The organism is Neobacillus notoginsengisoli (assembly GCF_003515685.1).
Taxonomy (GTDB): Bacteria; Bacillota; Bacilli; order Bacillales; family Cytobacillaceae; genus Bacillus_D; species Bacillus_D notoginsengisoli.
In genome coordinates, this window is the sequence record NZ_QWEG01000018.1 from 1 (window position 1) to 23,172 (window position 23,172).

The following is a 23,172-nucleotide window of genomic DNA, read 5'->3' on the forward strand; positions in this document are numbered from 1 at the left end:
ACCTCACGTACGGTTTGATGAGGGGGAACAGGAAAAGGACTTGCCCACTTGTCTGGCTTAGTAAGGTGGAACACCCTGAAACCCGAGGACAAGAAGGGCAAAGTCTAATTCCTGTTTTCTACTCTACAATGGGATTGTCAGTCCCGATATTGACGGATATATAGTATTCTGGGAGATATCAGGAGAAAGGAATAAGAGGGTCCGTATAACTGGAACAATATTTATGCAGGTGTCGTACCGACAAAAAATTAGTTATTGTATATCTGTTGATACATGGTTTTTATTCGGGGATTATTTTGGTTTATCAAATTTGATCTTATCAGCACGTAAAATCAAATATTCATTGCCAAAACACGTTCTGGGAGAAATACAGATCTTTATATTAGAGATATCTCAAATGCAGAATTCACGCTTTAACGCATAAGGAAAACGTTAATGATATAAGAGAAAGGCAAACACTTCAATTATTTTAAAAGTGGATAAGAATTAGTTATTGGAGTCAAAATATTTGATCCGTTAGTTAAAACGAGAAAAGTAGACCATTAATTTATGAATTTCGAAAGCTTAATTAATGAAATTGAATTTCTAGTACTTATGATAGGACATAATTATATTTAAAATAATATGGGAATAGTAAAATCCAACACCTACTTGATACTGAAGTTGAGGTGCCTGTCACTCCCCGATTTTTCTTGTTTCACAGATTAGTTGTTCCCCAGTCTGTGTGAAAATTGGATGGAGTTAAAAGTTTAAGTATGAAGAGTTTTGAATTTGTTTTTGGATTTTGCTGAGAGGAGTACCTCTCAGCATTTTAACGTATATAGTGATCAAGAACAGAAAAGTTATCCGGAGAAAGAAGACGACCTACATGATAAATAATTGAAACAACCAAGAGTCATGCGGGGTGTGTTGGTGAATTTAAAGTTGGATGGAAGAGGAGATTATGTAAATGATAAATATAATTGGTTTAGGTTATATAGGGTTACCAACTGCATTAATGTTTGCAAAAAGTGGGGTAAGGGTAGTTGGAACAGACTATTGTAACTGCTAGACTAAGGTGGTTCTTACGTAAATATGGTGATAGCTTTATACACTGCTTTTCGGGTATAGCAATACTAAAACCCAAATGGCGGTGATATCAATGGTCAATTCTAGCATTGAGGAACTTTTCAAGTTTGACCAAAATGTTGAAGTCGTTCATACACTGATTGAGCCAGATGCACTGTATGCCGTGTTAAATGTAAACTCAAAATATGCCCAATGCCCAGAATGCAAGCATTTATCCCTTAGACATCACAGCCAATATGCCAGGAAAGTCGATGATCTTCCTGTTTCTGGCCACCCGGTTCATATAACCGTTTGTTTGCACAAATGGTTCTGTGATAACAAAGACTGTACAACAAAGGTTTTTACCGAACGTTTGAATTGGTTAAGCCCTTCCTCAAGAAAAACCGACAGGCTTGAAAAGCTGATTCGTCACGTTGGATTCTCCAATAACTGCATGGCAGCCGAAAAAATCTGCCGGAAAATGCGCATCTCTATAAGCCATGATGCCATTCTGTACCGAATAAAAAAAGAAGAACCAATTCAGCCCAAGGAGTGTCCCTTTCGTCGGCATTGATGATTTTGCTTTTAAGAAAAGAAAGCGGTACGGCACAATTTTCATTGACTTACAAACAGGTGCAATCCTTGATTTTTTGCCAAACCGGGACAAGGAGTCTGTAAGGAACTGGCTTATCAAGCATCCTGAAATCCAACTGATTACAAGGGATCGTGCACATGCATATAAAAGCGCGGTAGATGAAGCGTCACCTAAAATCAAGCAGGTTGGTGATCGGTGGCATATCCTTCAACATCTTTTCGACTCGGCCCCCCAGGTGTCGGGAAAACCCATATTGCGATTGGACTTGGCCTGGAAGCAATAAATAGTGGATACAAGGCATCTTTTTATACCATGGGTGAATTAATCAATATATTGAAAACACAGGAATATCTGCGTAAATCCCAACTTCAGCTTAAGGCTGTAAAAGAGGCTGATCTTGTCATCATAGATGATTTGATGTACATGGCCATGGACCAAAGGGAAGCCAATTTATTCTTCCATTTAATTAACGATCTATATGAACGAAGTTCAATTATTCTAACCTCCAATAAGGGGCCAGAACAATGGGGTGAACTCATGGGGGATAAAGGAATTGCTACAGCAATATTAGACCGGTTGCTTCATAGAGTTGAGGTTATCCATTTAAATGGTGAGAGCTATAGGATTAAAAATAGAAGTACAATATTTTGAGCAAAAAGTGTTCAATCTTAACGAGCAGAAACTGTTCAAAAGTACTTGACGGTTACAACTATAATGTTAATCTAATAAATTCTTTATCTGAAGGAAAGCTTACTTTTGATGAAGAAGGCTTAGAAGAATTATTTAAAGAAGCTGTAGCGAATGAAATTGAATTTACAACGGAGTATAAAAAGACTAATACCTATATTATTGCAGTTCCAACACCTTATCTAAAAGATAGTAAAAAGCTTGATCCTCAGTATGTTATCTCCGCAATAAATAGCGTGCTTAAGGTCTGTGAAAAAGGTGCAGTATTAATCATTGAATCAACAATTACACCGGGAACAATAGATAAATATATTCGCCCGGAAATAGAAAAAAGAGGTCATAAAATTGGTGAAGATATTCATTTGGTGCATGCACCAGAAAGAATTATACCTGGTAACCTAATTTATGAACTTGAACATAATTCACGTACTATTGGGGCAGACAGCTATGAATTGGGAAATAAGGTTAAAGGTCTATATTCACACTTTTGTAAAGGTGAAATCGTTGTAACCGATATCAGATCTGCAGAAATGTCTAAGGTTGTGGAAAATACCTATAGAGATATAAATATTGCATTTGCAAATGAATTAGCTAAAATCTGTCGGTCTGATAACATGGATGTATATGAAATTATTAAAATTGCGAATAAACATCCAAGGGTAAATATATTACAGCCTGGCCCAGGTGTTGGAGGCCATTGTATATCGGTTGATCCATGGTTTCTAGTTGGGGATTACCCAGGTTTAACAAATCTTATTTTAACAGCACGTAAAATAAATGATTCAATGCCGAGACACGTACTTGGTAGAATTAGAGATATTATGAGAGAACATGACATTAGGGATATTTCAAAAGTAGGGTTATACGGTTTAACATATAAGGATAACGTCGATGATACCAGAGAAAGTCCAACACTTCAATTACTAGAAAGAATGGATGAGCACTTAGCATTTGGAGTCAAAGTATTCGACCCGTTGGTTAAAACAAGAATAGTAGATCATCAATTTATGAATTTCGAAGACTTCATTAATGAAATTGAAATACTTGTCATAATGGCAGGACATGATCATATTAAAAACAATATGGAAATAATAAAAGATAAACTCATACTGGATACTAAGAATGTGTGTACTTTTGATGGTGTTTATAAATTATAGATAAATGTAGGTGGAGACAGTTGAAGAAAAAGGTGATGGTTGTCTTTGGAACGAGACCAGAGGCAATCAAAATGTGTCCTTTAGTTAATGAATTAAAAACAAGAGAGAATTTAGAAACTATAGTTTGTGTAACTGGACAACATAGAGAAATGTTAGATCAAGTCTTGGAAGCCTTTAATGTTGTTCCGGACTATGATTTATCAATTATGAAGTCAAAACAGACTCTATTTGATGTGACCATTAACATCCTAGAAAAAATGAAAGTAGTATTGGAAGAGGTAAAGCCAAATGTAGTATTAGTTCATGGTGACACTTCTACAACATTTGTTACGTCTTTAGCATGCTTTTATTTACAAATTCCAGTAGGACATGTGGAAGCGGGATTACGTACTTATAACATTTATTCTCCATATCCAGAGGAGTTTAATCGACAAGCTGTAGGAATAGTAGCAAAGTATAATTTTGCTCCAACGGAAATGTCCAAAGAAAACTTGTTAAAAGAGGGTAAAGTTCCAACATCTATTTATGTGACTGGTAATACAGCTATAGATGCACTTAATACTACAGTGCAAGATGATTATTCACATGAGCAGCTTGAATGGGCATCAGATAGTAGGCTTATTATGATTACCGCACATAGAAGAGAAAATCTTGGACAACCAATGAGAAATATGTTTAAAGCTATCAAACGAATTGTTGATGAGTATCCAGACATAAAGGCGATATACCCAATTCATATGAACCCGGTAGTTAGAGAGGCGGCTAACGAGATTTTAGGGGATTGTGATCGAATAAAAATTATTGAGCCTTTAGAAGTATTAGATTTCCATAATTTCCTTTCGAAATCGTATTTAATTCTTACAGATAGTGGCGGTATTCAAGAAGAAGCTCCAAGCTTAGGAAAGCCAGTCTTGGTTATGCGTGATACTACTGAGCGACCTGAAGGTATTAAAGCTGGTACACTTAAATTAGTAGGTACAGACGAAGAAACCATCTATAACAACTTTAAATTACTACTTGAAGATAAAGAAGAGTATGAAAAAATGAGTAAAGCAAGTAATCCATATGGTGATGGATTTGCAAGTAAAAGAATTGCTAATGTGTTAGAGGGGAAATTGTAATAAGCAAACCCTTTAGGTTAAGAGAAGTATATAGTTACTGATTGGTGTTTGCAGTATAGGATAACTAATTTGGGGAGTAGAACCGAGAGGTTCTACTCACTTTTTTTGGTAACCGGATTCAGAATATTCTTGAGAGTATTAGATGAAGCGAAAAAAATTTATTAATTAATCAGAAAATTATTTACATTCGGAACCAATCATGATATTATTTCTGTAAACGTTTTCATATATTTTTGCAGTAGCCTGGAGTGAAGAGTATTGAAAGTGAAATTAAAAGATGTTGCAGAACATTTAAATATTTCGGTATCAACCGTTTCAAGAGTAGTAAACAATAAAGATTATGTAAAACCAGAATTACGCAAGAAGGTTTTGGAAGCGCTGGATCTATTTCAATATCGTCCAAACGAAATTGCAAGAAGTTTAAAGAGTAAAACTAGCAAAGTTATTGGTGTGGTTGTGCCCGATATTATGAATCAGTTTTTTGCCGCAATAATAAGAGGGGTAGAATCCATTGCACGAGAACATGGTTACTCGATTATTATTTGTAATAGCGATGAAAGATTGGATAAAGAGGCAGAATATCTACAATTACTAGTGCAAAAACAGATATCCGCACTGGTAATTGCTACAGTGAATGAAACGGCTCCTTTTTTGGAACAATTCAAGGCCTATAACATACCGACAGTATTTGTCGACAACCTGCCGAAAGCAGAGGGACAGTTTGATAGTGTAACGGTAGATAATGTAAGAGCCAGTTATGAATTGGTTCAGCATATAATAAATGCCGGACATAAAAAAATCGCACTTATCACCGGCCCGCTGAACCAAACATCTAGCAGTGAGCGATTTATCGGATGGGAAAAGGCGATGGTTGATGCAGGTAATCACATTAAAAAGGAATGGATAAAAGTAGGCACCTTTAAACAGAAGGATGGTTATGAATTCATGAAACAAATACTGAGACTGAAAGAGCTGCCTACTGCTGTTTTTGCTGCGAATAATATATTGGCTTACGGAGCAATAAGAGCCATTAAGGAACATGGTATAGATATTCCAACTGATATATCCCTTATTAGTTTTGATACCATTGACCCTACCGGTTTATTGGCACCGAGGATTACTTCAATGATTCAGCCGGCTGAGGAAATAGGGGTTATCGCCGGAGATTTAATCATTAGGAAACTGCAAAACCCAGAAATTAAGAGGGTAGAACGAGTTATCCTAGAACCTGAATTTGATAAGGGGGAATCCGTGCTTTCAAAGTAAGCGGTCTATACTATTTTTTTCTGCAAACGTTATCAGACAAAATTTCATAAATGAAAGGAGGCGATTTAAGGGAATCTGGAAATCTCATAGAATTAATAAACCAAATGTAAAGGAGTCGAGGATAGTGACAAATCGAATCAAGATTTCAGACAGTGAGTATAAAGAGCGATTAAAAAGGGCTGCAAAGCTAGTTGAACAAAAAGGTTTAGATGTTCTTTTAGTTAATTCAAATGAAGCTGATTTTTCAAATGCACGTTATTTTAGTGGCTATTGGCCAATTTTTGAAACGTCTGGGGTAGCCATTTCCGCTGACGGACAGGCAGCGCTATTAATTGGCCCCGAGAGCAAGGCATATGCAGAGGACGTAAGCAAGATTGAAAATATTTTTATGCTCAAAGAATATAGAGAGTCTGCGGATCCAGCATACCCAGAACTACAGACTAATACATATCGCGATGTGTTCCGCTCAATCGGATTAAAAGGTGATAAATTAAAGATTGGAATTGGCGGATACCTGGTCACAACTTTACCGATGCTAGATGGACTTCGACAGGAATATCCTGATGCCGAAATCGTCCGCGCCGATGACATTATGGTCGAACTACGGTCGATTAAATCAGAAAATGAAATCTTGTGTTTAAGGGAAAGTTTCAGGATTACGGAAATTGCAATGGATAATGTCATTAAAAATATTAGTCCAGGAATGACTGAGCTACAGCTAGTAGGTTTGGCTCAACAGGCCATTTATGAAAACGGTGCCGAATATGAAGGAATGCCCATGTATGTATTTAGTGGAAAATCTACCCGCCATGCGATTTCGAGACCGACCCACCGCCAGATAAGGGAAGGGGATATCATTCAACTTAATCTTTCTGCAAGAGTGGATGGATACTCCTGTGGTATCGGAACACCAGTAAGTTTAGGTAAGATGAGCACTTACCAAAAAGATATTGTGGAATTTGCCCTTGAAGCACATAACTGGACAAAAGCGCAACTTAAAGAAGGCGTTTTAGCCTCCGATATTGCACAAGGATATATCAACCTATTTAAGAGTAAAGGGAAATCTGAGAACTACTTATATGGTCCATGCCACGGTTTAGGAATGATTGAAGTAGAACCACCTTGGATGGAGACTACATCCGATTATCAATTAAGAAAGAATATGACATTCCAGATCGATACTTTTGTCTCAACTCCAGACTTTGGGGTTCGTTGGGAAACCGGTGCAGTCATTACTGAAAGCGGTTGCTCACTGCTGTCCAATCCGCTTAGCAAAATTCATGAGTTAATGTTTTAATTTATTTCATAATTAGGGGGCCGTTAATGATGAAAAAAAGGATCGTTCTAACTTGTTTGCTATTGGCCACATTATTAGTATCCTCGGCATGCTCGAATAGTACCGCCGGTAAAAAGAAAGATGACGGAAAAATAACTTTTGGGGTGACCTTTCAAACTTTACAGCATGAGTTTTTTGTTTCAATGAAAAAGGGACTTGAAGAAACCGCTAAAGAACATAATGTTGAAATTTTATTCTCAGATGCAAACTTTCAATTTGATAAACAACAATCGGCAATGGAAGATTTTTCATCACAAAAAGTAGACGCTATTCTCACTGTCCCTGTCAACTCGGAAGGAATAGCATCTTCAATAAAGTCTGCTAAATCAAAAGGGATTCCGGTAGTTACCTTGGATATTGGATCCAATGAAGAAGTAGAGGATTTATACATTGCCTCTGATAATTACTTGGGTGGAAAACTAGCAGCAGAATATTTAACAAAAACCTTAGGAATAACATCCGGGAATATATTCATAATGACTGCTCCGGAAGATCTTTCTATCCGTGAAAGAGTGGATGGGTTTAAAGAGGTACTTAAAGATTTTCCTAATATTAAAATTGCCACTGATCAGCATGGTGGGGTCTCTAGAGATAAGGCGCTTCAAATTACTGAAAACGTCCTACAATCCAATCCTAAGTTAGATATCATTTTTTCTTCAAACGATGAAATGACAATGGGTGCCCTCAAGGCAGTACAGGCAGCTAAAAAGGAGAAAGACATTACTATAATTGGTTATGATTTAAGTCAAGATATTGCTGAAGAAATTAAAAAAGGCTCAGCTATTAAAGCTGTAACTGCCCAGGACCCATACGCTATTGGCAAGGCTGCAATTGAGGATGCACTGAAATTAATTAACAAAGAAAAGCTCCCTAAAAAAATTGGAATTGATGTAAAAGTTGTTGATGCTAAAAACATTGATGAAGTAACCAATTAATAAGTGGCCCCTTTATTTAAAAGGGGCTTACTTATCTAGCTAATGGGAGAGTGAGAATATGAATGCAATTATAGAAATGAAAGCTATTTCCAAAACATTTCCTGGTGTAAAAGCACTGCAGGATGTGGATTTTGACCTATTACCAGGGGAAGTTCATGCATTGTTAGGAGAAAATGGAGCCGGAAAATCTACGTTGGTCAAAATTATTTCTGGCGTCTATCAAAAAGATCATGGGGAATTCGTTTACAAAGGTAAGAGTATACATTTCTCCTCCCCACTCGAAGCAAGGGAAGCCGGAATTTCAACTGTTTACCAAGAATTGAGCTTAATGGAACATATGGATATTGGCCGTAATATTTTCCTTGGCAGGGAGGGTCAAAACCGTATCTTAGGAATTTTAGATAAAAAGAGAATTTATAAAGATTCAATGCAATATTTAAAAAAAGTGAAATTAAATATTTCCCCTTACACGCTGGTTAAAAATCTAAGCATTGCCGAAAAACAATTGGTGGAAATTGCGAAGGCAATTTCATTTAATGCTGAAGTTATTATTTTTGATGAGCCTACTTCTTCCCTAAGCGAGGAAGAGGCAAATAACTTATTTATATTAATAGAAGAGTTAAAGAAATCTGGGATAGGAATTATTTACATTTCTCATAAAATGAGTGAGATCGCAAAAATTTCTGATAGAATAACAGTTTTTAGAGACGGGAAAAAAATAGCTACAAAATATACTAAAGAAATAACGATTGATGAAGTTCTTAAAATGATGGTCGGCCGGGAAATAAGTTTGATGGAGAAAAAGATTATCGAGAATACAAATGGTGAGCTCTTAAGGGTAAAAAACCTTAGCAAAAAAGATTCATTCCAAGATATTAGCTTCTATTTAAACAAGGGAGAAATACTTGGTTTTGCCGGTTTAGTCGGGGCAGGAAGAACCGAGGTTATGAGAGCAATCTACGGTGCTGACAAATTAGATTCAGGAGAAATAATGATTGACAATAAATTGGTACATATTAAAAATCCCCATCAGGCAATAGCCAAGGGAATAGTTTTGGTACCCGAAGACAGAAAAGGCCAAGGCTTATTTCTCAATTTAGGTGTCGATAAAAATATTACCATTTCTTCATTAAAGGATGTTAGCAGGTTTAAAGTTGTCAATAATAAGAAAAACCAAGATATCGCTAAAAAAACAGTTGAAAAAATGAATGTCAAAACACCAACTATTCACCAACAGATTTCGCTCTTAAGCGGGGGGAATCAGCAAAAGTGTATTTTGGGGAGATGCATATTATTAAACCCAAAGGTTCTAATCTTTGACGAACCTACAAGGGGGATTGATGTAGGAGCGAAATCGGAAATCTATAAACTGATGTTCGAGCTAGCTGAACAAGGAATTGGAATCATTGTTGTCTCCTCAGAACTTCCTGAGATAATGGCTGTGAGTGATAGGGTTGTGGTAATGCATGAAGGGAAAATCACAGGTGAGTTAAAAGAAGATCAAATAAATCAAGAAAATATCATTAACTATATGGTAGGGGTGACACATTATGTCTAATTTACAAAATACCCTAAATGTCCGTTCTAAATCGATTCCCCTAAATTTAGATAAAGAAAAAATCGGATTAATTGTGAGTCTAATGGCTCTATCTATTCTATTATCCATTCTGTCTCCTCATTTCTTGGAAACTTATAATCTAGGTAATATTGGTCGGCAAACTTCAATCAACCTAATAATTGCTATAGGTATGACTTATGTAATCATTTCAGGCGGAATCGATTTGAGTGTAGGTTCCATGCTTGCGGTGGTAAGTGTTGTTGTTGCAAGCCTGATGAAAAATCATGGACTGGACATATTTACTTCAATTCTGGTAGGCGTAGTTATTGGATCTTTTCTAGGCCTAATTAACGGACTAATTATAAGCAACATTAAGATTCCCCCTTTTATTGCAACGCTTGGCATGATGACGATTGCCAGAGGTATTGCGTTCGTTTATACGGATGCTTATCCGATTTCAGGCTTTTCTAGCAAATTTACCTTTTTAGGGCAGGGAAGCATTTTCGGAATTCCAGTGCCTATTATTATCACCATTATTGCTGTAGCTATTGGTATTTTTGTTTTAAATAATACGATTATAGGTAATCATATCTTTGGACTTGGCAACAATGAAGAAAGTGCGAGGTTAGCAGGGATCAATATTAAGAAGACCCAGTTGTTTATTTATACATTTTGTGGGTTTATGACTGCGATAAGCGCTGTTATTGTTACTTCACGTTTAGACTCTGGCCAGCCTAACATCGGGGTATCGTACGAGTTGGATGCTATTGCGGCAGTTGTTCTTGGTGGAACAAGCTTGTCTGGTGGCAAAGGCAGCATATTCGGAACTGTATTGGGAGCACTGATCATTGGGGTTCTAAACAACGGTATGAATCTATTAAGTGTTTCTCCATATTTCCAGCTTATTGTTAAAGGGCTAGTTATTTTATTGGCAGTTGGCTTAAACACCATAAGGGAAAGAAAGAATTAGAGGTGGTCATTGTGAATGGTAAAAAGCTTTGGTATTTTCCAGATTGCGACCTTCCGCCGGCTGGAGACAGTCAGCTAAAAGGACATGAATCAATTATTGTTTTGAATGATTCAGATTTTGATGCAACTTTGAATATGACATTATTTTTTACCGACCAGGATCCAGTCAGGGTAAATAATCTTATCGTTGAAAAGCAGCGTGTTAGATGTATACGTATGGATAATAAAACTGAGTTGCATGGGTTCGAGGTACCTTTAGAAATTCAATATGCACTTAAAGTAGAAAGTGACCAAAATGTCATTATTCAATATGGCAGATTAGACTCTCGTCAAACCAATTTAGCTTATTATACAACGTTGGGTTATTGAGAAAATACAAGAATTAAGGTGGATGATATGGCTAAGTACTCGCTTGGGATTGATTTCGGAACATTGTCGGGAAGGGCTGTGTTGTTCGAAGTAGAAACAGGAACGGAAGTTGCAACGGCAATCAAAGAGTATACTCATGGAGTAATGGATGAATTTTTGCCCGATGGGGTGAACAAATTAAGCGACAATTGGGCATTACAGCATCCAAATGATTATCTTGAAGTTTTAAAAACTGCTATTCCTGAAGTAATTCAAAAATCTAATATAAATCCTGATGATATTATAGGCCTAGGTATTGACTTTACTGCTTCTACTATAATGCCTATTGATAGCCATGGGACGCCTTTATGTATGTTGGAGGAGTTTTCATCAAATCCACATAGCTATGTAAAGCTTTGGAAACACCATGCTGCCCAAAATGAGGCAAATTTAATAAATGAAATAGCAGAATGTCGTGGTGAAAAGTTTTTAAAACGGTATGGAGGCAAAATATCTTCGGAATGGTTGATCCCAAAGATATGGGAAACACTTAAAGAGTCACCCGAAGTATATCATACAGCAGACCAATTCATTGAGGCTGGGGATTGGGTAATCTACCTACTAACGGGTGAATTTAAGCGAAGCAGTTGTTTTGCAGGTTATAAAGCAACGTGGCATAAAAGAGAAGGGTATCCCTCAAAGGATTTTTTTAAAGCCCTTGACCCTCGCCTGGAGAATGTTGTAGAAGAAAAGTTATCAAATAATATTAGTTCAATTGGCATGAAAGCTGGAGAAATAACAAAAGAATCAGCAGGTCTTACCGGCTTAAGGCCAGGAACCCCAGTAGCTATAGCAATAATTGATGCTCATGCAGCAGTCCCGGCAGCTGGAATTAGTGAACCAAACAAATTGCTAATGATTATGGGGACATCAACTTGTCATATATTACTTAATGAAAAGGAAGTTGATATCCCTGGAATTTGTGGAATAGTTGAGGATGGGATTATTCCTGGTTTTATGGCGTATGAGGCAGGACAATCATGCGTAGGTGATCATTTTGAATGGTTTATTCAAAACTGCATACCTACCGAATATGAACGAAAAGCTAGAGAAAAAAATGTTCATATTCATGAATTTTTAACGGAGATGGCATCAAAGATTAAACCAGGAGAAACAGGGCTGCTTGCCCTAGACTGGTGGAATGGGAATCGGTCTACACTAGTTGATGCAAATCTCTCAGGTGTCATACTGGGGATGAATTTACAGACCAGGCCCGAGGAAATTTATCGTTGTCTAATAGAAGCAACGGCATTTGGATCAAGGGTGATTGTAGAAAATTTCCGCGAACATGGAATTCCTATAGAGGAAATATATGCGTGCGGAGGGATTGCTGAAAAAAATCCACTAATGATGCAAATTTATGCGGATGTATTAAATATAGACATCAAAATAGCAGATTCTGCACAAACAGCAGCTCTTGGATCTGCTATTTTCGGCGCTGTTGCTGCAGGAGGGAGCCGTGGAGGATACGATACTATACGCGATGCATCTAAAGCGATGTCTAGGGTTAAAGATAAAGTGTATAGGCCAATACCCGAAAATGCAAACGTGTATAATGAGTTGTTTAAAGAATATGAGCGATTGTACAATTACTTCGGGCTTGAAAACAACATAATGAAAAAGTTGATTAGGATTAAGAATGAAAGAAGCCGGTGTTCCCCAAAAAAGTAGTGCTAAAAATCGTTTATGTAAGAAACTTTGCTTTAAGCTTTGATATGCTCCCCTATAGTAGCCGGAATTTTATTTTTTAATCGGTCTACCTATAGGGGAGAATATCATTTTGGCTTTGCGGGGTTTGAATTTATTTTGTACAGTATTGACGGGTAGAATGTTGGGATTTCCACCTGCCTTTATGGCAATAAGTATAGGGTATTTATTAATGAAGTGGTTTTTCTTTGTAGGATAGAAAGTTAAGGTTGTTGATTGCCAGTTGTATGGCTGTTTTTCTGCTTCTGGGGTCTGTACCAAAGGCAATGTGGTCTTTGTATGGAGGGGCGTCTTGGCAAATGGTGGCGATTGCTTCGTAGTGGGAAGGGTAGTGGAAGATTTCCAGTTCAACCTCATCACCTTGCTCATTTATGAATGTGGTCACTTCTCTGGATAGGTAATAAGCCATTCGTTTTTCCTCCAATCATACCTGAATCCGTGGATTAGTTTTGCAGAAGAGCTTGAAAACATTTTGTTATTTACCGTATCAATCTTCTTTGAAGTCTATTATTTCCCTAATGTCTGTAATTTGCAGTGCTTCGGCTATTTGTTCAATATGATGGAAGCTTATGCTTTTCCGTTTTCCGTTTGCGTGTTCGCTTAGAACGGCATGGCGGATGTCGGCTAATCTGGATAACTCCCGCAGGCTGATTTTGCGGGAGTCCAACAGTTCTTTAATTTTTACGTCTACTTTAGGCCCCATTGTTCTCCCTACATTCCCGCAAACTAGTTTATAAGGAAAACCTATCATATTAAAATCTCTGAAGTGGTACGCCTATGCGTACCGTTTGTTAAAAAGAATAGTTTAGGGCCAGTCACTTTCCGGTTTTTCTAGTTTCACAAAATAGGGGTGCCTGTCACTCCACGGTTAGCGCAATATTTTTTTCGGTTTTTTAGGGCAGGTAAACTGAACAAAGTTTAGTGTGAGCGATCGGTCATACATCTAATTTTTAGGTTTACTGGCCTAATATTGTCCTATAACACGTGGTAATTTCAGTATGTCGCTTTAAGGGGAAAAGGGCATCCGCTGTTTGGTCAGCGGATGCCCTTATCTTATTAATGAACCGACTCAACTGTGAGCCGCAATATCAGCTTTCTTTATATCCCTTTCGTCCTGCTATTTCAATTAAGTAATGGTCCCCTGACTCTTCAACAATAACTGTTTTCATTCCTTTGTTAATAGTACCCAATTGTACCCCTGTTCCCGGTGCACTTTGAATAACTGCATTCCGTGCGGTGGTCATGATTCTATTCCTTTGCTGACTAGCATAAACCGATTGGATAGAATGCCAGTTCCTATTGTTAATCAAACAATTCTGCCTGTTAGACAACCAAAGAGTTGATGCAATCATGTGAATATTCTGTGATATAAAAGGGTTTCCGACACACAAAGTAGAAATAATCATTGACACAATAAGTAAATTTTGAGGGGGGAACTATGAAAAAAAAGACAAGGATCGTGTTTGCATTATTATCAATTGGAGGAGTCGCAACTTTATTAATGATATCTTATTTTACCTTTAGGGTGGTTTCAGTTCATCCAAATATTTCTTACTATTCAAAACCAAACGAAAAGGATATTTATCGAATCATGTTTATATCAGGGGATTCTGGGAGCCCATTTTGGGATCAGATTAAAGAGGGTGCACAAAAAGTGGCGAATGATAATAAAGTGGCGATTGAATTTCAGGAAACATTTCAAACTGATATTTTTGGTTACTTAAAGAATATCGATAAAGCAATAGCTTCACGTGTAGATGGTATTATTGTTCAAGGTAAGGAGGATCCTGAATTTATCGAAATTGTGAATAAAGCATTGCAAAAGGGAATACCGGTTATTACCGTTTTTACTGATGCCCCTGATAGTCTGCGTAAAACTTATGTTGGTCCGAATCATTTTCAGGAAGGGATAATTATCGGGGAACACATTGCTTTGCAATTGGAGGGGAAGGGGAAAATTGGTATTATTTACGGTGGTCCACCAGTTGGGTATCTTTCACTACGGAGGCAAGGGGTAGAAAAAGCATTAGCCAAGTATCCTGATATCGAAATACTTGAAGCTTCTAAAGAACATTATGTTAATTCCAATAGTATAAAAGAAACGACTGAGCTCCTCAATCAATACCCGGATTGCAAAGTTCTTCTCGGTTTAACCGAAGAGGCAATGAGTGAAATTGTTCAAGTAATCAAAGGGAGGAGCAGACTTCAGCATTATTCAATCTATTCATTTGATCAAAACCCGGAGATCTCGGTATTTATTGAAAACGGAGTCGTTTCAGCGGCAATAGGGCAATTCCCCGAAGAAATGGGATCCAAAAGCACAACCCTTATGCTTCGATGGCTGGCAGGGATAGAATACCCGCTAGAGCAAAATTATTATACAAGCATACAATTGATTACTAACAGGTGAAATATGAAAACAATCCGAAACAAAATCATATTCTTGTTTGCCGTCATTTGGATCATCATTTCACTAGTTTGGTGTTTAATGATTTATTCCAACCAAAAAACAATTGAAAATTATAACGAAATTTTACAAAGGTATTTGCTTTTTAAAGAGATCTCACAATTTAGTCAGGATTCTATTAATGCCTTAAATCACTACTTTATCAATCCAGCAGAAGAGCCCCAAAATGAATTTTTGCATTTAAGTAATAAATTGAAAAAAAGGCAAGACAAGCTTAATAGTTTAAAAAATCAAAGCAATATGATCATGCTGATGAATTTTGATAACATGATTAAGAGCCAGTTGGAATCAATGGAACTTGCGTCTTCATTTTTCCAGAAGAAAAACGATGCAAAGGCAACTTTTCATTTTAATGAGGCCGTAAAAACGTCAACGTATATTACTGAAACGACACTTTTACTTATTAATGGTGAATTAAAAACATATGATCATTTTTACAGGGAAATTATCCAGCAAAGTAAACAATCATTAATGTTAAGCTTTTTGACATTAGCAACAACTTCAATCACAATATTTTTGATTTTCTTCAAGTTCTCAAACGATATAACCCGTCCTATTGTCCAGTTAACGAATGCCGCACGAGAGATTTCCAGCGGTAATTTTGAACAAATCATTGATATTCAAACAAAAGACGAAATTAATTTTCTTGCCAGCACCTTAAATCAGATGAGAGTCAACATTAAAAATCTGATTGGAGAAATTCAAAAAAAGGCAAAGGTCGAACGCGAATTGCAGGAGCATAAACTTCTTTTAAAAGAAAGTGAGTTAAAAACCTTGCAAAGTCAAATAAACCCTCACTTTTTATTTAATACGTTAAATATTTTAGCCAAAAAGGCCTTTTTGGAAAACGCCAAGGAAACCAGCAATTTAATTATCTCGGTGGCCGATTTGCTTCGATACAATATAAAAAGTATGGGTGATTCTACCACCATACAAAAAGAGATGAAAGGTTTAGAACACTATCTTATTATTCAACAAGCCCGGTTTGAGGAAAGAGTCCATTATACAATACATGTAGATGAGAATTGTCTTTTCTTTACGTTACCAAGCCTTACGTTACAGCCATTTGTCGAAAATGCCATTATCCATGCAATTGAACCTTTTGCGGAAGGGGGTAATATAGCAATACGAGTTCAAAAAGAGGATTTACATATCAATATAGAAATTGTGGACAACGGTCCGGGTATTCCAAATGATATTGTTCAATCAATCCTTAATGGATTTCCCAAAAATGAATATAAAGGTCAATCAACAGGTATCGGGATTCATAACGTCATCCGGCGCCTCCAGTTATTCTATGGGAAAAATGACATTGTTGAAATAAATAGTATTTCGAATCAAGGCACCCGGATTATTTTGCGATTGCCAATACAAGGGGGAGATTAAAGTGATAAATATTCTCATTGTTGATGATGAACGTGTAGAACGGACAGCCCTCATCCAAATTATAGAGCAGGGCATCGAAAATATTAAAATTGTCGGGGAAGCGGAAAATGGAAGGAGGGCTATTCAATTAGCTAAAAAGCTTCAGCCCGATCTCATTCTTATGGATATTCAAATGCCAGAGGCAGATGGATTAACTGCTATTAAAGAAATTAGTAAGAGGTATCCTGCTATTCAATATGTTATTGTTTCAGCATACGACACATTTGAATATGCAAGGCAGGCATTACGTTTGGGCGTAAAGGATTATTTGCTTAAGCCGAGTCGGATAGAAACGATTATTGAAACGGTTCAAAGTGTAATAAAACGAATTCGTTTGGAAAAAAATGAAAGGGATATGGTGGAACAGGAGGAATTAAAAATACAAAAACTGGTGGACTGCTACCATGAAGGCAATAGAGCGGCACTTGAAACAGAAAAGAACATTTTGTACCAATTACAACAAGGGAACGTGGAAGCAGTTCAAAATCTAATAATGTCGTTCATTGATTATTGCAGTGATTTCGGAAAAAGCATTTCAGAGACGCAGCAAAGACTCCTCAAATTTGTGTTATTAATATCGCAAGTTTTAAATGAAATAGGTGTTGAAATTGAAACCCCCTTTTTTTCTCTTCAAGCTACCAACTATCAGCAATTGAAAAAAGAAACCCAAATTGTATTAGAAAAAATCCTATATTCACTTACTTCAATGAATAATAAAATTTCTCCAAATATATTTCAAACATTGAAAAAATTTATTATTGAAAACTCCCATAAGGATCTTAATTTAGATATCGCAGCCGCTCATGTAAAACTAAGCCCCTATTATGTAAGTAAACTTTTTAAGGAGCAAAGCGGCACAAATTTTATTGATTTTTTAACGGAATGCCGAATTAAAAATGCAATGCGAATGCTGGGCGATCCAAATAAAAGTTTAAAAGAAATCACCTTTGAGGTAGGATTTCATGATCCAAGCTATTTCAGCAGAGTATTTAAAAGAAGCCAAGGAATTTCTCCCACGGAGTACAGGTCACGATGGTTTGCCAATCACCAAAAAGTCCAATAGATAACAATAAAGTCCAAGAGAAACAACTTTGAATGCGCTTTATTGCTGATAAGATATATTTGCAATATTTAAAATAATAGGAGCAGATAATAAGGAATGAGAGATAAATGGAGAAAAAAGATCGTACTGTATTTGTTTTTGATTTTTATATTTGCCCTTACGGCATGTACTACAAATAGTACAACAAAAGAAATTGACGGAGAGCCAAAAGTCAAAACAAAAACCAATAGAAATAAAGGAAAGAAAATTACAATAGGCTTCTCAATGGACACATTACGGGAAGAACGATGGCTTAGAGACCGTGACTATTTAGTTGCTAAAGGGGAGGAACTAGGAGCAGAGGTGTTTGTCGAGGCGGCTGAAGGAGATGATGCCTTACAAATTGCTCAAGCAGAAGCATTAATTAGTCAAGGTGTGGATGTTTTAATAGTCGTTCCTCATAATGCAGATGCGGCTGCTGCCATAGTTGAAAAAGCCCATGTAGCTGGAATCAAAGTGATAGCTTACGATCGTTTGATCACTAATTCCGATATTGATTTGTATATTTCATTTGACAGTATCCTAATCGGTGAACTGCAGGCTAAAACAGTAGTTGCACAGGCGCCAAAAGGAAAATATGTATTAATCGAAGGGGCTGATACCGACTATACTGCTCATTTATATAAGCAAGGGCAATTGAATGTACTGCAACCATTGATTGATCGAGGCGAAATAGAGATTGTTTATGAACAATGGACGGATGATTGGAATCCCGCTGTTGCTCTGGCTAACGTAGAAAGGGCTCTAAAAGTAAATAATAATCAGATTGATGCTATTATTGCGGCGAATGATGCTATTGCGGGTGTAGCCATCCAAGCATTAGAAAAACAGAATTTAGCGGGGAAAATACCGGTGAGTGGATTAGATGCCGAACTGGCCGGGTGCCAAAGGATAGTGGAAGGAACGCAATTAATGACCATTTATACCTCCATCAAAGATATGGCAGATACAGCGGCAGAAGCAGCGGTGAAAATAGCCAAAGGCGAAAAAATTACCACAAATTCTACAGAAAATAATGGAAAAATCAACGTCCCAACCATTTTGCTTGAACCCGTTGTGGTCACAAAAGAAACAATCGATGAGACTGTGATTGCTCAAGGGTTTCATAAAAAAGAAGACGTGTATAAAAGCGTCAAAGAATGATTTTAAAGGGGGTGACAAATGATTCCTTTAATGCTGAGCTTTTTATATAAAGCTAGTAGTTGTTAAAGTATTTGGGAGAAAATTGAAAAACCAAAAGGAGGCAAGAAAATTGCGTGTAAGCAGGTCATTTAAAAAGATACTTAGCATTTCGATGGCTCTTTTACTTTCAACCTCCGTTGTGGCTGCAGCAGGCACATCCAGTGAAACCAAAACGAACAATTCGAGCAGTTCCAATGTAAATTCATCCGTTTCCAACGATGAGTATTCATTAAAGAAGGCGATTCAGTATAACAATGTATATCAATTGCACAAAAACTGGCAAATTCAGTCGTCTGCCATTGCAACTGAAAATGGAACTTCAATCTCAAAGAGCGGTTATAAAACAGACGGATGGTTTAATACAACTGTTCCAAACACTGTAATGGGAGCCCTGATTGAAGCCGGGGATATTGAAGATCCATTTATTCACGACCGTATATCTCGTACCGATGAATCCAGATATAATGCTCCTTGGTGGTACCGCACTGAGTTTACTTTACCGGCAACGGAGCAAGGAAAGAAAATATTGGTAAATTTCCAAGGAATCGGCTACCAAGGCGACATTTGGGTGAACGGAACAAAGATTGCCGATAAATCAGAAATTATTGGGTCATTCAGAACCTACGAATTGGATATTTCCGATTATGTAACGGCTGATGGCAAAACAAAAAATACAATCGCAGTAGAAGTAACGAAATCTAACTTCGGGAAAGACTTTTCAATTTACTGGGTGGATTGGGTTCCAAGGCCGACAGATAACAATATGGGCTTATGGCGTGATGTGTTCATTACTACCTCAGATGTTGTAACGACCCGCAACCCTTTTGTAACCTCAAAGGTTGACCCGGACCTTTCAACTGCATCTCTAAATGCCTATGTAGACTTGACGAACTATTCGAATAGTCCGGTCTCGGGAACAGTGGAAGCAACAATTAAAGACCCTGCGGGCGCCGTTGTAACAACGCTTTCGCAGCCCGTAACATTGAGTGCGGGTGCAAAGGATCAGGAGATTGCTTTTACAGCCGATAAATTTAATGGACTGAAAATAAACAATCCTAAATTATGGTGGCCAATCGGGATGGGAGAGCCTAATCAGCACACGGTGGAATTCAAGTTTACTGCAAATAATAAGGTCACTGACCGCATTTCACAAAAATTTGGTATCCGAGAAGTTACTACCGAGATGAATGTTTCTCCATCGACAAAAACAAGTCCGCCGCTTAAGGATATGGTGCAGTTCTATGTGAATCACAAGCCTGTTCTAATAAAAGCTGGGGGATATTCTCCAACGGACCTATACTTACGCCGGGATATGGATACAAATATTGCGGTTGTCGAATATCTAAAAGATATGGGATTGAATGCGATCAGGGATGAAGGTATTTTCTTTGATGATCGCTTGATAGACCTTCTAGATGAAAACGGTCTTATGTATATGGGTGGATGGACTTGCTGCAGCAAATGGCAGGAACCCGCCGCATATAGCGATGCGGATTTGGATATTGCAAATGAATCGTTAATTTCTCAGCTTCGCGAATTACGAGTCCATCCAAGTATGATTGCTTGGATGAACGGTAGTGACAATCCTCCATCTTATGGCAGAAGTATACCTACAGGTGGTAGTTTAGAGCGCGGTAAAGAAGTAGAACAGTCATTTTTTGACATCGAGAATCGTTTGCACTGGGATGCCTATGGTGCGATTATCTCCAGCGGTTCTGCAAAAGTTGCTGAGTTAACTGGAACTGTGAGCGGAATGCACATGGATGCTTCCTATGATTATGCACCACCTGCCATGTGGTTTGAGGATATGGATCTAGGCGGTGCCTTCGGATTTACTTCTGAAGCTGGGCCAGGTCCTAGTATACCGGTTATTGAGACAATGAAGAAGATTCTCCCCGAACATGCATTATGGCCTTATAATGTCGGAGGCGATAATTATCAACAGTGGAACTTCCACAATGCCAGGGGCAGCTTTAGGGATCTTTCGAAGTTTAACTTAGCGATGGATAACCACTACGGCGAATCTAATAGTCTTGAAGAATATAATATCAAGGCTCAGGTTCAGCAATATGACTCACAGCGTGCTGTGTTTGAAGCACTAAATGCCAATAAATATACGAAGGCAACCGGTTGGGTGCAGTGGATGCTTAACAATGCATGGCCAGGCATGTTCTGGAACCTGTTTGATCATTATTTGAATCCGAACGGATCCTATTTTGGGGCGAAGAAAGGCAATGAGCCGCTCCATATTATGTTTGATTATGCGTCCAATGAAGTTAAGGTCCTTAACAGCACGAATAAGGATTACTCCGGGTTGAAAGCAAAGGTTCAAGTTTACAATATTGATAGCAAGAAAGTATATGACAAAGAGATTAAAAACCTTGCTGTGACTCCAGATGGAGCAAGTGCGGCTGTTGGCGGCGAACCTAAACAGGTTGGTTACCAAACGATTAATTTTAATGGCAAAATTGAAAAGGCTAATGGGATTACAGTGGTTGACAAAATAACAGAAGCTGACCTCCAAGTATCGCCTACTTATTTTATTCGACTAGAATTAAGAGACGCCAAAGATAATCTAGTAAGTATCAACTCCTATGCACAAACGACGAAAAAAGACTTAGTCAGATACCAGAATCATAGTTGGAACTTTACGCCACAGGATCAGTTTGCGGACTTCACTCAATTGCAGCAGCTTGGACAGGTGGAGCTGCAAATTGAAGGAAAACCGAAAACGATTAACACTGGCCATGAGCAAACCATTACTTATACGGTTAAAAACAAAGGTAATTCTATTGCCTACGCCGTTTTCGCTAAAATCAAGAAAGGTGTAAATGGCGAATTGGTTGCTCCGGTAAAAATGGAAGATAACTACTTTATGTTGTTGCCAGGAGAGAAGAGAACCCTCTCGGCGACATACAATTTGGCTGATTTGGGTAATGCAACGCCTGTAGTTGAGGTTAATAGCTATAACAACCTAACATCGAAGAATAAGCCGATGCCGACTACTGCAAATCTAGCTTTTGGAAAAACAGCAACAGCATCAACAACACAAGGTACCGCAAATACTCCAGACAAAGCATTAGACACCACGATGTATACAAAGTGGCAGAGCTCAACGAATGCCACCACAGGTGCGGACCCGCAATGGTTCATGGTTGATTTTGGTGGACCGACTAAATTTGATAGAACGATCATTAGATGGGATTATGCGAACTATGCACGGAACATGGTTCTAGAAGGGTCGGATGATGGAGTAAATTGGGAGCCAATCTACAACGGGACAAATCTCAATGGTTCTTCTGTAAGTGATTTACAATTTGACTCTGTGACAAAGAGGTATATGAGGATAACAATGTCAGGAAAACGCCCGGCAGGTCCGCAGATTGGTCCTGGAGGCACAGGTAATGGCGTAATTGGATTAGGAGCAACACCTGCTTCTACCAGCTTTAATATTGCTTCGTTCGAGGTATACTCCCAGCCGGTAAGTCTCAATACAATCCAGGAGAAACTGGAGAAATATATTGCGAAAAATGAAGTCCGTTCACCGTTGACCAATCAGCTAGGTAATAGTCTTGAGCAGGCCATCCATCATGAGGAGAACGGGCATCGTGATCAGGCGATAAATAGTCTTAACGATTTTCTAAAGCATATGAACAACGAAGCCCATAGAGATAAAATATCGGCCCAGGCTAAAGAAAAGCTGAAAGCGGATATAGAGGACCTATTAAAAGAGTGGAAATGATTTAACTAATTTCAATAAAACTGCTCTTTAATAATTATGCGATAAACGAGTCAAAGGGCAATCTTTTTATGATTGTCCTTTGATTTCTATCCTGGGTTCTTTATCGGTACCTACTCTAATAATATGGATTTGAGGGAGTATTCTGTGAGGGAAAACTATTAAGGCGCTTAATGAATTTTGCCAGGGGGCTGGAGTATGATTGTTGAACAATTTGAGGTATGCAACGAGTTGGGGCTTCACGCGAGGGTCGCGTCACGTATAGTCCGGGAGTTAAGCAAATTTGAAAGCAACGTGATCGTGAAAAAAGAAGGCAAAGACTTTAACCTTAAGAGCGTGCTTGGGGTCATGACGGTCAACGCGAAGAAAGGTGACGTTTTGACCATTGAGTTTTCCGGAAGCGACGAAGCTGCGGCCGTGGAAGCGGTCAGGGTTTTGTTCTTAAACAAATTTGGTGAAAAGTAGGTGAAG

Annotated in this window: 20 protein-coding genes and 3 pseudogenes; 19 read left to right on the top strand and 4 right to left on the bottom strand. The window is 37.9% G+C overall.

Annotated features, from left to right (window positions below; translation table 11 throughout):
- Positions 1–949: 949 nt before the first annotated feature.
- Together D1B31_RS20820 and D1B31_RS25250 are read left to right on the top strand one after the other, a co-directional pair.
- A pseudogene (locus tag D1B31_RS20820) lies at positions 950–1,036 on the top strand (hypothetical protein); the annotation flags it as partial.
- Positions 1,037–1,141: 105 nt separating this feature from the next.
- Positions 1,142–1,375: pseudogene (locus D1B31_RS25250) on the top strand (transposase family protein); the annotation flags it as partial.
- A 66-nt stretch (positions 1,376–1,441) separates the two neighbouring features.
- Here the strand turns inward: D1B31_RS25250 and D1B31_RS24950 are convergent.
- Entirely contained in the window at positions 1,442–1,666 is a 225-nt protein-coding gene (locus D1B31_RS24950; RefSeq protein WP_240035371.1) for a hypothetical protein, read from the bottom strand.
- Between D1B31_RS24950 and D1B31_RS25255 the strand changes: the two genes are divergently transcribed.
- From D1B31_RS25255 to araB, 11 genes and pseudogenes are all read left to right on the top strand, one after another.
- Positions 1,665–1,925, top strand: coding sequence for a transposase (locus D1B31_RS25255; RefSeq protein ID WP_420846139.1), 261 nt, complete (start codon positions 1,665–1,667; stop codon positions 1,923–1,925). The genes D1B31_RS24950 and D1B31_RS25255 overlap by 2 nt on opposite strands.
- A pseudogene (locus D1B31_RS20835) lies at positions 1,865–2,293 on the top strand (ATP-binding protein); the annotation flags it as partial. The gene D1B31_RS25255 and the pseudogene D1B31_RS20835, both read left to right, overlap by 61 nt.
- Complete coding sequence (locus D1B31_RS20840) at positions 2,290–3,486, top strand: nucleotide sugar dehydrogenase (RefSeq protein WP_240035372.1); 1,197 nt, start codon at positions 2,290–2,292, stop codon at positions 3,484–3,486. The pseudogene D1B31_RS20835 and the gene D1B31_RS20840, both read left to right, overlap by 4 nt.
- 35 nt (positions 3,487–3,521) lie before the next feature.
- A complete protein-coding gene (wecB, locus tag D1B31_RS20845) occupies positions 3,522–4,607 on the top strand; it encodes a non-hydrolyzing UDP-N-acetylglucosamine 2-epimerase (protein ID WP_118924190.1) in 1,086 nt (361 codons plus the stop codon).
- A 264-nt stretch (positions 4,608–4,871) separates the two neighbouring features.
- The gene (locus D1B31_RS20850; RefSeq protein WP_240035376.1) at positions 4,872–5,873 is read left to right on the top strand and encodes a LacI family DNA-binding transcriptional regulator; all 1,002 of its coding nucleotides are present in this window, start codon (positions 4,872–4,874) and stop codon (positions 5,871–5,873) included.
- Between the two features lie 124 nt (positions 5,874–5,997).
- Positions 5,998–7,170, top strand: a complete 1,173-nt coding sequence (locus tag D1B31_RS20855; RefSeq protein WP_142922611.1) for a M24 family metallopeptidase — start codon at positions 5,998–6,000, stop codon at positions 7,168–7,170.
- A 26-nt stretch (positions 7,171–7,196) separates the two neighbouring features.
- A complete protein-coding gene (locus D1B31_RS20860; protein WP_118924091.1) occupies positions 7,197–8,144 on the top strand; it encodes a substrate-binding domain-containing protein in 948 nt (315 codons plus the stop codon).
- A gap of 58 nt (positions 8,145–8,202) precedes the next feature.
- Entirely contained in the window at positions 8,203–9,702 is a 1,500-nt protein-coding gene (locus D1B31_RS20865) for a sugar ABC transporter ATP-binding protein (RefSeq protein ID WP_204563049.1), read from the top strand.
- A gap of 82 nt (positions 9,703–9,784) precedes the next feature.
- The gene (locus D1B31_RS20870; protein WP_240035377.1) at positions 9,785–10,672 is read left to right on the top strand and encodes an ABC transporter permease subunit; all 888 of its coding nucleotides are present in this window, start codon (positions 9,785–9,787) and stop codon (positions 10,670–10,672) included.
- 11 nt (positions 10,673–10,683) lie between these two features.
- Positions 10,684–11,040: a sensory rhodopsin transducer gene (locus D1B31_RS20875; protein WP_158587636.1), complete on the top strand. Its 357-nt coding sequence runs from the start codon at positions 10,684–10,686 to the stop codon at positions 11,038–11,040.
- A 27-nt stretch (positions 11,041–11,067) separates the two neighbouring features.
- Positions 11,068–12,750 carry a ribulokinase gene (araB, locus tag D1B31_RS20880; RefSeq protein ID WP_118924097.1) on the top strand — a complete coding sequence of 561 codons (1,683 nt, stop codon included), beginning with the start codon at positions 11,068–11,070 and terminating at the stop codon, positions 12,748–12,750.
- Between the two features lie 205 nt (positions 12,751–12,955).
- Here the strand turns inward: araB and D1B31_RS20885 are convergent, their stop codons facing one another.
- From D1B31_RS20885 to D1B31_RS24480, 3 genes are all read right to left on the bottom strand, one after another.
- On the bottom strand, positions 12,956–13,195 hold the full coding sequence (locus D1B31_RS20885) for a hypothetical protein (protein ID WP_118924099.1): 240 nt from the start codon (positions 13,193–13,195) through the stop codon (positions 12,956–12,958).
- Positions 13,196–13,273: 78 nt separating this feature from the next.
- Complete coding sequence (locus D1B31_RS20890; RefSeq protein ID WP_118924101.1) at positions 13,274–13,489, bottom strand: helix-turn-helix domain-containing protein; 216 nt, start codon at positions 13,487–13,489, stop codon at positions 13,274–13,276.
- A gap of 385 nt (positions 13,490–13,874) precedes the next feature.
- Positions 13,875–14,030: a hypothetical protein gene (locus tag D1B31_RS24480; protein WP_158587637.1), complete on the bottom strand. Its 156-nt coding sequence runs from the start codon at positions 14,028–14,030 to the stop codon at positions 13,875–13,877.
- A gap of 194 nt (positions 14,031–14,224) precedes the next feature.
- Between D1B31_RS24480 and D1B31_RS20895 the strand changes: the two genes are divergently transcribed.
- From D1B31_RS20895 to D1B31_RS20920, 6 genes are all read left to right on the top strand, one after another.
- Complete coding sequence (locus D1B31_RS20895) at positions 14,225–15,196, top strand: substrate-binding domain-containing protein (RefSeq protein WP_118924103.1); 972 nt, start codon at positions 14,225–14,227, stop codon at positions 15,194–15,196.
- Positions 15,197–15,199: 3 nt separating this feature from the next.
- Positions 15,200–16,639 (top strand): sensor histidine kinase, encoded by a 1,440-nt coding sequence (locus D1B31_RS20900; protein WP_118924105.1) that lies wholly within the window; start codon positions 15,200–15,202, stop codon positions 16,637–16,639.
- A 1-nt stretch (position 16,640) separates the two neighbouring features.
- Positions 16,641–17,741: a response regulator transcription factor gene (locus D1B31_RS20905; protein ID WP_118924107.1), complete on the top strand. Its 1,101-nt coding sequence runs from the start codon at positions 16,641–16,643 to the stop codon at positions 17,739–17,741.
- 96 nt (positions 17,742–17,837) lie between these two features.
- A complete protein-coding gene (locus D1B31_RS20910; protein ID WP_118924109.1) occupies positions 17,838–18,923 on the top strand; it encodes a sugar ABC transporter substrate-binding protein in 1,086 nt (361 codons plus the stop codon).
- A gap of 109 nt (positions 18,924–19,032) precedes the next feature.
- A complete protein-coding gene (locus D1B31_RS20915; protein WP_118924111.1) occupies positions 19,033–22,704 on the top strand; it encodes an FIMAH domain-containing protein in 3,672 nt (1,223 codons plus the stop codon).
- 195 nt (positions 22,705–22,899) lie between these two features.
- Positions 22,900–23,166 (top strand): HPr family phosphocarrier protein, encoded by a 267-nt coding sequence (locus D1B31_RS20920; RefSeq protein WP_118924113.1) that lies wholly within the window; start codon positions 22,900–22,902, stop codon positions 23,164–23,166.
- Positions 23,167–23,172: the final 6 nt, after the last annotated feature.

What these genes read in the sequence shown, in the direction of transcription:
- D1B31_RS24950 (WP_240035371.1), bottom strand. Translation starts at nt 1,666, where the DNA reads ATGAAAATTGTGCCGTACCGCTTTCTTTTCTTAAAAGCAAAATCATCA.
- wecB (WP_118924190.1), top strand. Translation starts at nt 3,522, where the DNA reads ATGGTTGTCTTTGGAACGAGACCAGAGGCAATCAAAATGTGTCCTTTA.
- D1B31_RS20860 (WP_118924091.1), top strand. Translation starts at nt 7,197, where the DNA reads ATGATGAAAAAAAGGATCGTTCTAACTTGTTTGCTATTGGCCACATTA.
- D1B31_RS20865 (WP_204563049.1), top strand. Translation starts at nt 8,203, where the DNA reads ATGAATGCAATTATAGAAATGAAAGCTATTTCCAAAACATTTCCTGGT.
- D1B31_RS20870 (WP_240035377.1), top strand. Translation starts at nt 9,785, where the DNA reads ATGGCTCTATCTATTCTATTATCCATTCTGTCTCCTCATTTCTTGGAA.
- araB (WP_118924097.1), top strand. Translation starts at nt 11,068, where the DNA reads ATGGCTAAGTACTCGCTTGGGATTGATTTCGGAACATTGTCGGGAAGG.
- D1B31_RS20885 (WP_118924099.1), bottom strand. Translation starts at nt 13,195, where the DNA reads ATGGCTTATTACCTATCCAGAGAAGTGACCACATTCATAAATGAGCAA.
- D1B31_RS20890 (WP_118924101.1), bottom strand. Translation starts at nt 13,489, where the DNA reads ATGGGGCCTAAAGTAGACGTAAAAATTAAAGAACTGTTGGACTCCCGC.
- D1B31_RS24480 (WP_158587637.1), bottom strand. Translation starts at nt 14,030, where the DNA reads ATGACCACCGCACGGAATGCAGTTATTCAAAGTGCACCGGGAACAGGG.
- D1B31_RS20895 (WP_118924103.1), top strand. Translation starts at nt 14,225, where the DNA reads ATGAAAAAAAAGACAAGGATCGTGTTTGCATTATTATCAATTGGAGGA.
- D1B31_RS20900 (WP_118924105.1), top strand. Translation starts at nt 15,200, where the DNA reads ATGAAAACAATCCGAAACAAAATCATATTCTTGTTTGCCGTCATTTGG.
- D1B31_RS20910 (WP_118924109.1), top strand. Translation starts at nt 17,838, where the DNA reads ATGAGAGATAAATGGAGAAAAAAGATCGTACTGTATTTGTTTTTGATT.
- D1B31_RS20920 (WP_118924113.1), top strand. Translation starts at nt 22,900, where the DNA reads ATGATTGTTGAACAATTTGAGGTATGCAACGAGTTGGGGCTTCACGCG.